Raw genomic sequence first — 13,852 nt, forward strand, 5'->3', positions numbered from 1 at the left:
AGCCGCCGCCCACATGTCCCTTCATCTAAACCGACAATGTCAAAGAGCGCAAAATACCGACGCTAAGGAAATGCCCCCTTTTCAAAGAGCCCCTCGGCGCCGACAATTTGGTGACTGCAGAAGCGAACCGTCCGGTCCGTCGCTGCGGTGACACCCCTCTAGGCGGCACCCCTGATTCGGTCAAACCCTTTTTTGCACTTTTCTTGCAATCCCGCGTCAATCCCGCAGAAACGCTCGGGTTCGGCCTTGCTTCGCCACCCATCCGTCGCAGGACAACCGGCCACCTGCTGATTCGGACCGCCCCCTCCCGGCCCTGAATCAGCTGCCGGACTGTCGCCGCAGGGCTCGGAGATCGATGCCGAGCCGCTTTACCCGGTAGTAGAAGGTCTTGCGCGGCAGCTGCAGGCGCTCGATCGCGAGCGCGATCTCGCCATCGGCGGCAGTGACAGCATCGATGATCGCTGCGCGCTCGAACGCATCGAGCCGGGCCGGCAAGGGTGCCAGCGCCATGTCGGGCTCCCCCCCGCTCTCATCGAGACCCAGACAGATCCGCTCGGCGGTCTTCTCGAGTTCGAGGACGTTGCCGGCCCAGCTGTGTCCGGCAAGGCGATAGGCATGATCCGCCACAGCGGGCATCGCGCAGCCATGCGTCCGCGCTGCGCGGGCCAGGAAATGTGCGAACAGCAGCGGGATGTCGGCGCTGCGCTCGGCCAAAGGCGGCATGCGCAGTGGGACGCCAGCCAGCAAATGGAACAAGGCCGGCAACACGCGGTCGCGTTCGCCCGCCTGCACGGCGGCGATGATCCGGATGTCGACCGGATCGGGATCGCGCGCCTCGAGCGCGACCGCCCGCGTCTCGGCGAGCCGGACGAGCCGGTTCTGGAAGTCGTCGCTCGCCCATTCGAGGTTATGGAGAAACAGCGTGCCTCGGTCGGCGCGCGCCACGACGCCGTTGCGCACGAACAGCTCGCGCTCGATCAGCGCGGGCGTCACCGTCGCACAGTCGATCTTGAGGAAGCGATGTCGCGCGCGCCGGCCTGCGCGGTGAACGAGCCGCGCGAAATGCTCCTTGCCGGTGCCAAGCTCCCCCTCGATCACGATATCGAGCGCGGCATCGGCCAGGACCGGAATCATCCCGCGCAGCCGGACGATCGCGGGCGTCGCGCCGATCAACGCATCCCCCGCTTCGGCATCGGCCGCGGCGCGGAGCTGCCGGTTCTCGAGGAACACCGCCCGCGCCTTCGCCGCGCGCGTCGCCGCCGCCAGCAACGCTTCGGGATCGAACGGCTTGGTCAGGAAATCCCATGCCCCTGCCTTGATCGCGCCGACAGCCATCTCGACGTCGCCATGCCCGGTGATCAGCACGACGGGCAATTCGGGATCGCGCGCGTTCAACACGCCGAACAGTTCGATCCCCGACATACCCGGCATCCGCACATCGGTGATGACGACGCCGGGATAGTCCGCGCCGATGGCCGCAAGCGCACTCGCCGCATCGGCGAAGGCGCGGACGCTGAATCTCTCGAGCTCGAGCAACTGCGTCGTCGCCGCGCGCAGATCGTCGTCGTCGTCGACCAGCGCGACCTCGAGCGGGGCGGAGGTCTCTCTCACGCGCGCCGCATCCCGATCTCGAAACGCGCCCCGCCCCCACGCCCGCCCTCGCCTTCACCCGGCAGCAGCCGAAGCGTTCCGCCGAGTTCGACCATGATGTCGTGCGCGATCACCAGCCCCAACCCCAATCCTTGCGGCCGCGACGTCACGAACGGGGTGAACAGGCGCTCCGCGATTTCGGCCGACACGCCCGGCCCGGTATCCGCGACGACCAGCCGGACGTGCGTGGCGTCGCTCGCCAGGGTCAGCGCGATCTGCCGTGTCTCGCACGCCGCAATCGCTTCCACCGCATTCTGCATCAGGATCACGAGCACTTGCTCGAGCCGGACCTTCCCGCCGATCACCGCGAGGTGCGGCGCGATCGTCGGAAGATCGAGCGCCACGCCGCGGAGTTGCTGCTTGAGGATCAGCAGCGCACCGTCGATCACCTCGGCGATGTCGACCGGCCGCATCTCTCCGGTCTGGCGACGCGCAAAGCCGCGGAGCTGCGCGGTGACCGCGCCGATCCGCTCCGCCAGCCCACCGATCCTGACGAAATTCTCGCGCGCCTCCGCCATCGCGCCGCGATCGAGCAAGGTCGCACCCGAGGCGGCATAAGTGCGGATCGCGGCGACCGGCTGCGCGGTCTCGTGCGCGACGCTCGCGGTAATCTGCCCCAGCGCGGCGAGCCGGTTGGCCTGACGCAGCGCTTCGCGCAATTCGGCGGCACGCGCTTCGCTTTCGGCGCGCTCGTCCATCTCGCGCCGCAGATCGGCGGTCTGCCGCGCGACCGCGCGTTCGAGGTCTTCGGTCCGGCGGCGCGACTGCGTCACGCGTTGGCGCCACGCCCAGGCAAGCGCGGCGAGCGCGATCGTGGCGAGCGCCGCGCTGACCGACGCGGCGCGCCGCGCGGCCGCGACCGCGACCGCGGTGTCGATCGGCTGGAGCAGGAGCAATTGCCAGCCCGGCTGCGCGGTCACCACGGCGCGCGCGAGAAAGGTCGTGCCCAGCCCGACAAAGCGATCCTCGCCATCGACCGCCGCGACCGGCAAAGGCGCGAGTGCGGCTGGCGTGACGCGCGCCTCGCCGCGGAACTGCGCTTCGTCGCGCGCGGAGAGCGGCCGCGTCGCGGCGAAGCGCCAGGCCGGCCGGCTCGTCACCAGCACGACGCCGAGCGGGTTGCGGACGAGCGTGATCCCGCCGGCGCTCGCCCAGACGCGTTCGATCCGGTCGAACTCGAGCTTGATGACGATGACGCCGCGATTGGCGATTCGTCGCGAGAGATAGAGGCCGGGGTGCCCCGACACCGTCCCCAGCGCATATTGGCTCGCCTCGCCGCGCGCGAGCGCATCGCGAAAATACGGCCGGAAACGATAGTCGGCGCCGACGAAGCTCTGCGCCGATCGCCAATTGCTCGCCGAGATCGTGATGCCATCGGAGCCGATCACATAGATGGCGGGCGCGCCAGTCACGCGCGACAGCGCTTCGAGCTTGATGTCGAGCGCACGCTTTGCCGCCGCACTCCCGCCGATCGCGGCGATCACGTCGCGATCGTCCGCGAGCGTCAGCGGGAGCAAGCGGAACCGCGCGAGCTCGCCGTTGAGCAGCGCCGCGCGGAGCCGGGCATCGCTCTCGACTTGCTGGTGCAGCGCCGTGACGACGCGCTGCTCGGCAATGCGTCCGGCGACAAAAGCAGCCGCGATCGCCAGAATCGCCGCGACGATCCCCCAGCGCACCCCGATCGAGCGCCCGACTGCCGCCAGTGCCGTGCGCGCCGTCATCCGCCGGCCCGGCGGGCGCGCGCGGCACGATGGGTTAAGCTTCGAAGGGCAGCGCAGGTCATGGTCGATCGATCTGCCATAGCAAGCGGGCGATGGGACAACAGCTTCGACACGCTGCGGTTGCAGGCGTGGCACACCAATGTGCAACTTTCGGCACAATGTCGCCAGTCTCTGTCCCGATTATTGCATATCGATCAAGCGTTCACGGCCATCCCGCCAGCGGAAAACGCTTCTATCCTATGGCTTTGCGCGAAATTCACGAATTGTGCGCCGTCCGCGGTCGCCACCGCGGCACACTGTTCGCATATTCAACCGCCCGTCAGAGGCGCTCCCCCTGGATGAGGACGAGAAGGCCGTGATCCCGATTTCGCAACACCCAGCCGCCGAATTGGCGGCTGCTCCCCGCCGCCCCTGGTATCGCCACACCTATGCCCAGGTGCTGATCGCGATCGTCGCGGGGGTCCTGCTCGGGCATTTCTATCCGGCGACGGGTGAGTCGCTCCAGCCGCTCGCCGATGCCTTCATCAAGCTGGTCAAGATGATCATCGCGCCGGTGATCTTCCTGACGATCGTCACCGGCATCGCCGGGATGCGCGATCTCGGCTCGGTCGGGCGCGTCGTCGGCAAGGCGTTCGCCTATTTCTTCTTCTTCTCGACGCTCGCTTTGATCATCGGGTTGATCGTCGCCAATGTCGTCCGGCCGGGCGCGGGGCTCAATATCGATCCGACCACGCTCGATACGACCAAGGTCGCCGAATATGCCAGCAAGGCGCATGCGACGACGCTGGTCGGTTTCTTGACCGGGATCATCCCCAACACCTTCCTCTCGGCGCTGACCGAGGGCAACATCCTGCAGACGCTGTTCGTCGCGGTGCTGTTCGGCATCGGCCTGGCGATGATCGGCGATCGCGGAACGAAGCTGCTCGGCGCGCTCGAGGATATTTCGGTCGCGGTGTTCAAGGTCGTCGCGATCGTGATGAAGGCCGCGCCGATCGGCGCGTTCGGCGCGATGGCGTTCACCATCGGCAAATACGGCGCGGGGACGCTCGCCAATCTCGCGATGCTCGTCGGCACCTTCTATGCGACCTCGCTGCTCTTCGTCATCGTCGTGCTCGGGCTGGTCGCGCGCTGGGCGGGGTTCTCGATCTTCACGCTGATCGGCTATCTCAAGGACGAACTGCTGCTCGTGCTCGGCACGTCGAGTTCGGAAAGCGCGCTGCCGAGCCTGATCGAGAAGATGGAACGCGCCGGCTGCCCCAAATCGGTGGTCGGGCTTGTCGTGCCGACCGGCTATTCGTTCAACCTCGACGGCACCAACATCTATATGACGCTGGCGGCTTTGTTCATCGCACAGGCGTGCAACGTCGATCTGTCGCTCGGCCAGCAATTGCTGCTGCTCGGCGTGGCGATGCTGTCGTCGAAGGGCGCGGCGGGGGTGACCGGCGCTGGCTTCATCACGCTGGCCGCGACGCTGTCGATCGTGCCGAGCGTGCCGATCGCCGGGATGGCGCTGATCCTCGGGGTCGATCGCTTCATGAGCGAGTGCCGCAGCCTCACCAACTTCATCGGCAATGCGGTCGCGACCGTCGTGGTGTCGCGCTGGGAGGGCAAGCTCGACATGGAGCAGTTCCGCAGCGCGATCGCCGGGCGCAGCGTGCGCGTCGACGAAATGGCGGCCGACGCCGTTCCGGCCGAATAACATGCGCAAGCCGAACCCGATGCGCGCGCTGCGTGCCACCACCCCGCTTGCCCTGCTGCTTTCCACGCCAGCACTGGCGCAAGCGACCGCAGCGCCTGCCGCAAGCCCCGCCGCGACCGAATATCCCGCGGCGGCGGCGGGCGATGGCGCCACCACCAACGGCTATAATCTGTCGCGCTGGGCCGAGGATTGGCGCGTGCTGCGCGATCCCGCCAAGCGCGACGATCCGATCGATCGGATCAAGTTCATCCCGATCGCCGACGACGGGCAAATCTATTTGACGCTTTCGGGCGAGGCGCGGCTGCGCATCAACATGACGAGCAACCCGAACTTGCGCGAGACGCCGCACCAGCGGCAGGACATCCGCCGGCTGACTGCGGGCGCCGATCTCCATCTCGGGCCGCATCTGCGCCTCTACGGCGAAGTCGCGCATGGCGGAATCGGCGGGCGTGAACTCGGCGCGCCCGCGGCGACGCTGCGCAACGCGCTGACGCTCCAGCAATATTTCGCCGAAGCGACCGCCGATGTCGGCGGCGTCGCGCTCGGGGCCCGCTATGGCCGCCAGGAATTCACCGACGGCCCCAATCTGCTCGTCTCGCAGCGCGACAACAACACGATCCGCTATACGCTCAACGGCATCCGCGCCTGGGCGCGCACCGGCCGCTTCCGCCTCGACGTGTTCGACCTCAAGCCGACGGCGTACGGCGATCTCGGTGTCGAGGACGATATCAGCGATCCGGCGCGCCGCTTCTCGGGCGTGACGCTCGGCATGGTCGTCCCGACGCAGTGGTTCGGCGGGTCGAAGCTCTATGTCGACCCGTTCCTGTGGCGGCGGCGCAATTCGGTCGGCACCTGGGGCGGGCGGATCGGGCCGGGGCGGCGCTTCTACGGCGGCGTGCATGTCTGGGGCGATGCCGGGCCGGTGACGATCGACTGGACGCTCAACCATCAATGGGGCAATTTCATCGAGCAGCGGATCGATGCGTGGCACGGCTTCTTCGCGCAGACCTACCGCCTCGGGAAGAGCTCCGCCGCGCCGCGGATCGGCTTCCATGCCGATTATGCGAGCGGCGGTGGCGGCTATGGCGGGCGCACGCTGCGCAACGCCTATGCGCCGTTCGGCAACAACGTCTATTACAGCTATCAATTGTCGCTCACGCCCTCGAACCTGATCGCGGTCGCGCCGACGGTGAGCTTTACGCCGGTCAAGAAGCTGCGCGTCAGTGCCGAATATCAGCTGACGTGGCGCGACGATGCGCGCGACGCGGTGTACCGCGCGAACGGCCAGCCGTTTACGGGCACGCAAAACGTCGCCGACCGCAAGATCGGCAATGTCGCGCGCGTGCAGGCGGTCTGGTCGATCGCGTCGCGGCTGTCGTTCACCGGGCGCTACGAGCATCTCGCGGCAGGGCCATCGTTGACGAAGGCAGGCTATGCCAGCTCGGACTTCGTCGCCGGCTGGCTGAGCTTCCGCTTCTGACCTAGCCGATCAGCAGCCGCGCGCCGAGTGCGGCGGCGAGCGCGGGGGCCATCGTCACCACGCCGACCTTGAGGAAGCGCCAGAAGCCGACATCCTCGCCCTCGCGGCGGATCGCCTGGAGCCACAGGATCGTCGCGAGCGAGCCCGTGATCGACAGATTGGGCCCGAGATCGACCCCGATCAGCAGCGCATCGACGATCAGCCGCGGCGGATGGACTTGCGCCACCGCGGTGCTCGCCACCAAGCCGGCGGGAAGGTTGTTCATCAGGTTCGACGCGAAGGCGAGGATCGTGCCCGACAGCGCCGCACCCTGTACGGGGTTCGCCGCCGCCGCCTTCAGCGCTGCGGCGACCTGCGCGATCACGCCGGTGCGATCGAGCGCCTCGACCAGCACGAACAGCCCCGCGACGAGCGCGAGCACGCTCCACGACACCTGCCCCGCAAGCGCGAGCGGCGAGCGCTTCGCCAGGGCGCACACGCCGAGCGTCGTCGCGAGCCCGGCAAGGCAGGTCGGCAGGCCGAGCGACAGGTTGAACGCCGACATGCCGATCAGCACGCCGGCGGTCGCGACGATCCCGGCGAGTGCCGCCTTGCCACCTACCGAGAGCGGAGTGCGCTCGACATCGGATTCGCACGATCCCGCGAGGCTCTTGCGCTCGATCCAGCGGAGCGCCGCATAAGTCACGACGATCGCCGCGAGCGAGGGCAGCGCGAACGAGCCGAACCACTGGCCGAGCGGCGGCATCTTCCCACCATAGAGCACGAGGTTGGCGGGGTTTGAGATCGGCAGCACGAAGCTCGCCGCATTGGCGATCAGCGCGCACGCAAACAGCAGCGGCAACGGTTCGGCCTTGGCTTTGCGCGCCGCGGCATAAACCGCGGGGGTGAGCACGACCGCGGTCGCGTCGTTCGACAGGAAGGTCGTGGTGACGATCCCGGTGGCATAGACGAGCAAGAAAAGCCGTGCGGAAGAGCCCTTGGCGTTGATCGCCGCGGTCGCCGCGACCCAATCGAACAGCCCTTGCTCGCGCGCGGTTTCGCTGAGCAGCATCATGCCGATCAGGAAGAGATAGACGTCGAGTCCCTTGCCGATCGCCGCGACTGCCGCCGGAACGGGCATCAGACCGAACACGACGAGCAGCACCGCGCCGGCCACCGCCCAGATCGCCTCGGACAAGCGGAACGGTCGCGCGATCACCGCGCCGGTGGCGGCAGCGCAAATGCCCCAGGTGGCGCCGTTCGCGAGGATCACCGACGCCGTCCATTCTTGTCGGGGCCGAGCTGCGTCTCGGCGTCCGCCACTCCCTTCGCCGTCATCATACGCTCCTGCTCACACGGACAGAGGGCCCGCCGGCGTCAGACCTGAAGTGTCCGATCGTAACGCTACCGCCACCATCGAGCCTAAACCGCTCCCTTCGTTTTCAGTTCACTGGAATTCAGAAACTTGCCGCAACTCGCTTCGAGCGCTGCGCGCCGCACAACCACATTCTGTTGTCGGACTATTGACCCAAGCCGGACTGCGTCACCCTTTTCTGCAGTCGGGTCCCGGAAGCGTCCCGTAACGCCGGTTGCACGATGCACCACGACGAGCCGCCACCACGCGCAGCGGTCTCGGGAGAGATGGGATGACCCGGCCAGGTGTCGATCGCCATTGCGCGCTCTTTGCTTCGGTGGCCGCTGAGGCAGGGCCTCCCTGCCCGTTCAGCGCCGCATCTTCCAGCGCCGCCGCGACCGGCTTGCGCGATGCAGGAAGCTGCACCACCGCCCGCAAACTGGCTCTAGGGGCCGCTCGCGGTCGACCTCGGCGATTCCATGATCCGCCCGCGCCAGCTCTGGACGATCGTGCCTGCGCCCGGCGGCGGTGCGTTCGGTGCGCCGTTTTGACCGAAAGGCTGGATTATCCGTAAACATGCTGACACGATGCCGGACACGCTGTGGTGGGCGCAGTTTCCGAAGCGCGCCGTCGCTGCTAGAGGGAAAGGCTGTGACGATTAAAGCCCCCATCATCGCGCCAGACGATGCCGACGCCGGAGACGGTTCCCCCCCTCTGGCACGCCAGCCGCGCGGCAAGGGCAGACGCCTGCGCGGCGCCATTGCCCACAAGCTTGGCGTCGCGATCCTGTCGGGCGAATATGCCCCCGGCGAAACGCTGTCGAGCGAGACTGTCTTTGCCGAGACGCTCGACGTGTCGCGCAGCGCGTATCGCGAGGGGATCCAGGGGCTGATCGCGAAGGGCCTGGTCGAAAGCCGCCCCAAGACCGGCACGCGCGTCCTGCCGCGCGACCGCTGGAATCTGCTCGACCCCGACGTGCTCGCTTGGGCGTTTGCGGGCGAACCCGATCCGCAGCTGGTGCGCAGCCTGTTCGAGCTGCGGCTGATCATCGAGCCCGCCGCCGCCGGGATCGCCGCTGCCAAGCGCGACCGCGACGACATCAAGCGGATGAAGGACGCGCTGGCCGCGATGCGCCGCCATTCGCTCGCGACCGAGCCGGGCCGAACGGCCGATCGCCAGTTCCACGATGCGATCCTGCGCGCGACGCGCAACGATGCGCTGGTCGTGATGAGCGCCTCGATCGGCGCCGCAGTCGCCTGGACGACGCAGTTCAAGCAGCGGATGCGCGCGCTGCCGCGCAATCCGATCCCCGATCACGTGCTCGTCTATGACGCGATCGTCGCCGCCGATGTCGAGGGTGCGACTGCGGCGATGCGGCGGCTGGTCGAATTGGCGCTCGAGGACACGCAAAGCGTGATGGCAGTCTAACGCGCCATGCCGGACTTGATCCGGCATCGATGCTAGCCGGTCGAGCATGGCGGCCGTCTCGCATGGACCCCGGATCAAGTCCGGGGTGACGGCGCTCTTGGCATCCCCGGGCTGGCGCTCCAGCGCGACACCTTGGCGCGGCCTGCAATCGCGCGACCTGATTCGTGGTCGGCTGGACTGCTATCGACTGCTACGCGCCGAAGGCATTGCGCAACAGTGGATCGTCGCGCGCATCCCCGTCTCCTCGAGAACACGCGTCACCGCCGACCCAGCGCCGGTGACGCGCCGCTCCCGCTCAGCGCAAGTCGAGCACCACCACCGACTTGGCCGGGATCGTCGCAGTTAGCGTGCCGCCCGCGACCTGCGCCGCCGTGAACGCCACGGGCTTCACTGCATCGGGCTGCTCGAAGCTGTTATGCGCGTCCATCGTCGCGCCGGTGACGATCCGGCCCGTAACGCTGGTCGCGCTCACCCCCGCGAGCGCCATGGACAGCGGGATCGGCCGATTGGGATCGAGGTTCACCAGAGCGACGTGCACCTGGCCCGCGGTGTCGCGCACCGCCGATGCGCTGATCGCCGGCACCGCCACCGCATCCTTGTGATACCAGGGCGACGTGACCTCGATCGGCAAGGTCGTCGCGTCCATCCACGGCAGATAGAGGTCGAACACCCAATAGGTCGGCGTCTTGACCATCTTGGCGCCGTCGGTGAGCAGCATCGCCTGCAGCACGTTCACCATTTGCGCCACCGCCGCCATCTTCACGCGGTCGGCATGGTGCGCGAAGATGTTGAGGTTGAGCCCGGCGACCACCGCATCGCGCACGCTGTTCTGCTGGACGAGGAAACCGGGGTTGCTGCCCGGCGCGGGATCGTACCAGGTGCCCCATTCGTCGACGACCAGCCACACCTTTTTGGCAGGATCGTATTTGTCCATGATCGCCGAATGCTTGGTGACGAACTCCTCCATCTGGAGCGTGTGCGCCATCGTGCTCGCCCATTCGCTCTCGGGGAAGCCGAGCGCTGCGCCCTTGTCGTTCCAGTGCACGTCGCGCGGGCGCGTGTAATAATGCAGCGACAGGCCGTCGATATGCTTGCCCGACAGCCGCATCAGCGTGTCGGTCCATTCGTAGTTCGAATCGCTCGGGCCGCTGGCGATCTTGCGCATCTTGCCCGAGCCCGATTTGGCGAAGGTCGCATAACGGTTGGTCAGATCCGCGGCATATTCGGCGCGCATGTTGCCGCCGCAGCCCCACAATTCGTTGCCGATGCCGAGATAGGGCACCTTGAACGGCGCGGGATGCCCGTCCGCCGCGCGCTCCTTGGCGAGGCTCGAGCCATTGGGCGAGGTCATGTATTCGACCCACTGCGCGGTCTCGCTCGGCGGCGCGCTGCCGACATTGGCAGAGACATAGGCCTCGGCGCCGAGCCGCTCGACAAAGCCCATGAACTCGGGCGTACCGAAGGCGTTGTCCTCGTCGACGCCGCCCCAATTGGTGTTGATCTTGACCGGACGCTTGCCGCGCGCGCCGACGCCGTCGCGCCAGTGATATTCATCGGCGAAGCAGCCCCCGGGCCAGCGCACCGTCGGCACCTTGATCGCGCGCAAGGCGTCGATCACGTCGCGGCGATAGCCATGGTCGTTGGGGATCTTCGATCCTTCGCCGACCCAAATGCCGCCATAGATGCCGTGGCCGAGATGCTCGGCGAACTGGCCGAACACCTGGCGCGCCATTACCGGGCCGGGGCGGTCGGCATGGACCGTGGCGGACGCGGTGGCGTCGCTGGCGGCATCCTGGGCGACTGCCGCGGTCGACGCGAGCAGCACCGTGGCGAGAGAGAGCGCAAATCCGGCACGACGGGTCATCGGGGTTTCCTTCGCGGGGAGACGGGAGGGGTTGTCGGCGCGATTCCGCACGGCGCGCGGTCGAGGGCTGGCACGGCGTCCAGCGGCGGGCGTATGCGCCGGTCGGACTCGGTCGTCGTCGTGACCATGACTCGCATCCCCCTCCCCCCCGGCACGGCCCGCGCGAGGCCTTGCATTTTTGATTTTATTGTCTGACTATAATCGCGGAGCCGCGACGTCAACGTCGTCGAACGCAGCATCGCGATTGCGGCGCTACCCCCGCACCGCCCCCTCAGGCCCGTCGATCACGCGGAAATGGCCGCTGCAATGCATCAGGCTGAGCAATTGGAGCATTCCGTCGACATAGCGCTGCTCGCCCGTCGGCACCGGCATGTCCCACAGCGCCCGCAGAAACGCCTCCGCGATCGGCCCCGGCGTGGCGGCGAAACCAGCCACCGCGGTTGCCGCGACCATCCCCGGCGAGTGTCGCGTCGATAGCGGCTTGCCCGCGAGCGTGTAGCGATCGGCAAAGCGGTCGATCCCCTCCCCCGCGAGAAAGCCCTGGATCCGATCGCTCAACGCGCCCGAGCGCCTTATGGTGGCGCTATCTGCAAATCCAGCGCGAGACGTTGGCGCGCAACCATCGGAACGCATTGCGGAAGTCGCGACGGGCGACATGCACGTCGCGGTCGGTCGGCGCGATCTTGAAACGCCTCGGCGCGACGTCCATGTCGCAGCCTTCATCAACCGGAGAGACCGTGGCCCCATGACGACGACCACCACCACCACCCCGCGTTCCTTCGAAGCCGATGTCGCCAAGCTGCTGCATATGATGGTGCACTCGGTCTATTCGGACAAAGACGTTTTTCTGCGCGAACTCATCTCGAACGCCGCCGATGCGTGCGAGAAATTGCGCTACGAAGGGCTCAGCAACGCAAGCCTGCTCGGCGATGACGGCCAGCCGCGCATCACCGTCACGCTCGACGCCGAAGCGCGTCGCCTGACGATCGAGGATAACGGCATCGGCATGAGCGAGGACGAGCTCGGCGAAGCGCTCGGCACGATCGCGCGCTCGGGCACCAAGGCGTTCATGGACCGCATTGCGGGCGCAAAGGATGCCGAGGGCAGCCAGTTGATCGGCCAGTTCGGCGTCGGTTTCTATTCGGCGTTCATGGTCGCCGATCAGGTCGAAGTGGTCTCGCGCCGCGCTGGCGCCGAGACTGCGGCCTTGTGGTCGTCCGATGGCCAGGGCACCTATACGATCGAACCCGTCGACATCGCCCAGGCGCCCGCGCGCGGCACCCGCGTACTGCTCCAGCTCAAGGACGACGCGACCAGCTATACCGACGCCTTCACGATCGAGCGGACGATCAAGGCGCAATCGGGCCATGTCCCCGTGCCGATCTTCCTCAAGGACACACCCGACGCCGAGCCCAAGCAGATCGCCGACGGCGCCGCGCTCTGGACCAAGCCAAAGGCCGAGATCAGCCCCGAGGAGTATACCGATTTCTACCGCAGCGTGGCGGGCCAGTTCGACGCGCCTGCGGTGACGCTGCATTACCGCGCCGAAGGCGTGCACGAATATACCGTGCTCGCCTTCATCCCCGAGACCAAGCCGTTCGACCTTTTCGACCCCGACCGCGCCGGGCGGATGAAGCTCTATGTACGCCGCGTCTTCATCACCGACGAGGCCGAGATCCTGCCGCGCTACCTGCGCTTCGTGCGTGGCCTCGTCGATTCGAGCGACCTGCCGCTCAACGTCTCGCGCGAGATGATCCAGGACAGCCCGGTGCTCGCCGCGATCCAGAAGGGCGTGTCGAACCGCGTGCTGGGCGAGCTCGACAAGCTCTCGACGAACGACACCGAGCGCTATCTCAAGCTATGGGATACGTTCGGTGCAGTGCTCAAGGAGGGTCTGTACGAGGATTATGCGCGGCGCGAGACGCTGCTCGGCCTTGCACGTTTCAAGACGACCACTTCGAACGGCGAATGGCGTTCGCTCAAGGACTATGCCGCCGGCCTCAAGGACAACCAGACCGCGGTCTATTACGCGCTCGGGCCCGATCTCGACCGGCTCGCCTCGTCGCCGCAGCTCGAGGGGTTCCGCGCGCGCGGGATCGAGGTGCTGCTGCTCACCGATCATGTCGACAGCTTCTGGGCCGCCGCGGGCATGGATTTCGACGGCAAGCCGTTCAAGTCGGTGACGCAGGGCCTTGCCGATCTCAGCCTGATCGCGCTTCCCGAAGGCACCGAGCCGACGCCGCCTGCATCGGAGACGGTCAACGACTTCATCGCCTTCGTGAAGACGACGCTGGGTGATGCGGTGTCCGACGTGCGCGTGTCCGAGCGCCTGACCGAAAGCGCAGTGTGCCTCGTCGCGCCCGATACGGGGATGGACCGCCAGCTCGAGAAGCTGCTGGCGGGCGCGGGCCGGCTTGAGACTGCCGCCAAGCCCGTGCTCGAGATCAACCCGCGCCATCCGCTGATCGAGCAGCTCGGCGCAGAGGGGGCCGATCCGGCGCTGCGCGAGGACGCCGCCCATCTGCTGTTCGACGAAGCGCGGATCGCCGATGGCGAGCTGCCGGTCGATCCGCGCGCGTTCTCGGCGCGGCTGACGCGTGTGCTCGGGCGCGGGCTCGGCTGAGCCCGCGCCGTGGGGGGGGGGGGGGGCCCGCGGCCGCCCCCCCATCCCGCCGGG

Annotated in this window: 10 protein-coding genes; 4 read left to right on the plus strand and 6 right to left on the minus strand. The window is 67.5% G+C overall.

All coding sequences use genetic code 11. The features are described from left to right. Positions 1 to 318: 318 nt before the first annotated feature. On the minus strand, positions 319 to 1,611 hold the full coding sequence (locus tag QN347_RS17125) for a sigma-54 dependent transcriptional regulator (RefSeq protein WP_322161305.1): 1,293 nt from the start codon (positions 1,609 to 1,611) through the stop codon (positions 319 to 321). Further along, a complete protein-coding gene (locus tag QN347_RS17130; protein WP_322161307.1) occupies positions 1,608 to 3,371 on the minus strand; it encodes a sensor histidine kinase in 1,764 nt (587 codons plus the stop codon). The genes QN347_RS17125 and QN347_RS17130 overlap by 4 nt, the downstream gene beginning before the upstream one ends. A gap of 358 nt (positions 3,372 to 3,729) precedes the next feature. On the opposite strand from QN347_RS17130, the gene QN347_RS17135 reads away from it, so the two are divergent. Both QN347_RS17135 and QN347_RS17140 read left to right on the plus strand, forming a co-directional pair. After that, positions 3,730 to 5,070, plus strand: coding sequence for a dicarboxylate/amino acid:cation symporter (locus QN347_RS17135; protein WP_322164139.1), 1,341 nt, complete (start codon positions 3,730 to 3,732; stop codon positions 5,068 to 5,070). Between the two features lies 1 nt (position 5,071). Continuing rightward, positions 5,072 to 6,550, plus strand: coding sequence for an alginate export family protein (locus QN347_RS17140; RefSeq protein WP_322161308.1), 1,479 nt, complete (start codon positions 5,072 to 5,074; stop codon positions 6,548 to 6,550). Between the two features lies 1 nt (position 6,551). On the opposite strand, the gene QN347_RS17145 is transcribed toward QN347_RS17140, so the two are convergent. Further along, on the minus strand, positions 6,552 to 7,802 hold the full coding sequence (locus QN347_RS17145) for an arsenic transporter (protein WP_322161309.1): 1,251 nt from the start codon (positions 7,800 to 7,802) through the stop codon (positions 6,552 to 6,554). A 750-nt stretch (positions 7,803 to 8,552) separates the two neighbouring features. Here QN347_RS17145 and QN347_RS17150 point away from each other — a divergent pair. Further along, a complete protein-coding gene (locus QN347_RS17150; protein WP_322164141.1) occupies positions 8,553 to 9,311 on the plus strand; it encodes a FadR/GntR family transcriptional regulator in 759 nt (252 codons plus the stop codon). A gap of 295 nt (positions 9,312 to 9,606) precedes the next feature. Here the strand turns inward: QN347_RS17150 and QN347_RS17155 are convergent, their stop codons facing one another. The 3 genes from QN347_RS17155 to QN347_RS17165 all read right to left on the minus strand — a co-directional run bounded on the left by QN347_RS17155 (position 9,607) and on the right by QN347_RS17165 (position 11,884). After that, positions 9,607 to 11,175, minus strand: coding sequence for an alpha-N-arabinofuranosidase (locus QN347_RS17155; RefSeq protein ID WP_322161310.1), 1,569 nt, complete (start codon positions 11,173 to 11,175; stop codon positions 9,607 to 9,609). A gap of 252 nt (positions 11,176 to 11,427) precedes the next feature. Beyond that, positions 11,428 to 11,733 (minus strand): hypothetical protein, encoded by a 306-nt coding sequence (locus QN347_RS17160; RefSeq protein ID WP_322161311.1) that lies wholly within the window; start codon positions 11,731 to 11,733, stop codon positions 11,428 to 11,430. Between the two features lie 25 nt (positions 11,734 to 11,758). Then, on the minus strand, positions 11,759 to 11,884 hold the full coding sequence (locus tag QN347_RS17165) for a hypothetical protein (protein ID WP_272482933.1): 126 nt from the start codon (positions 11,882 to 11,884) through the stop codon (positions 11,759 to 11,761). A gap of 36 nt (positions 11,885 to 11,920) precedes the next feature. Between QN347_RS17165 and htpG the strand changes: the two genes are divergently transcribed. After that, entirely contained in the window at positions 11,921 to 13,798 is a 1,878-nt protein-coding gene (htpG, locus tag QN347_RS17170) for a molecular chaperone HtpG (RefSeq protein ID WP_322161313.1), read from the plus strand. Positions 13,799 to 13,852 lie beyond the last annotated feature (54 nt).

Origin of the sequence: Sphingomonas sp. 10B4 (genome assembly GCF_035019905.1) — a bacterium.
Taxonomy (GTDB): Bacteria; Pseudomonadota; Alphaproteobacteria; order Sphingomonadales; family Sphingomonadaceae; genus Sphingomonas; species Sphingomonas glacialis.

Bases quoted from the DNA above. Each gene is read 5' to 3' on its own strand.
- QN347_RS17165 (WP_272482933.1), bottom strand. From the start codon at position 11,884: ATGGACGTCGCGCCGAGGCGTTTCAAGATCGCGCCGACCGACCGCGAC.
- htpG (WP_322161313.1), top strand. From the start codon at position 11,921: ATGACGACGACCACCACCACCACCCCGCGTTCCTTCGAAGCCGATGTC.
- QN347_RS17155 (WP_322161310.1), bottom strand. From the start codon at position 11,175: ATGACCCGTCGTGCCGGATTTGCGCTCTCTCTCGCCACGGTGCTGCTC.
- QN347_RS17130 (WP_322161307.1), bottom strand. From the start codon at position 3,371: ATGACGGCGCGCACGGCACTGGCGGCAGTCGGGCGCTCGATCGGGGTG.
- QN347_RS17140 (WP_322161308.1), top strand. From the start codon at position 5,072: ATGCGCAAGCCGAACCCGATGCGCGCGCTGCGTGCCACCACCCCGCTT.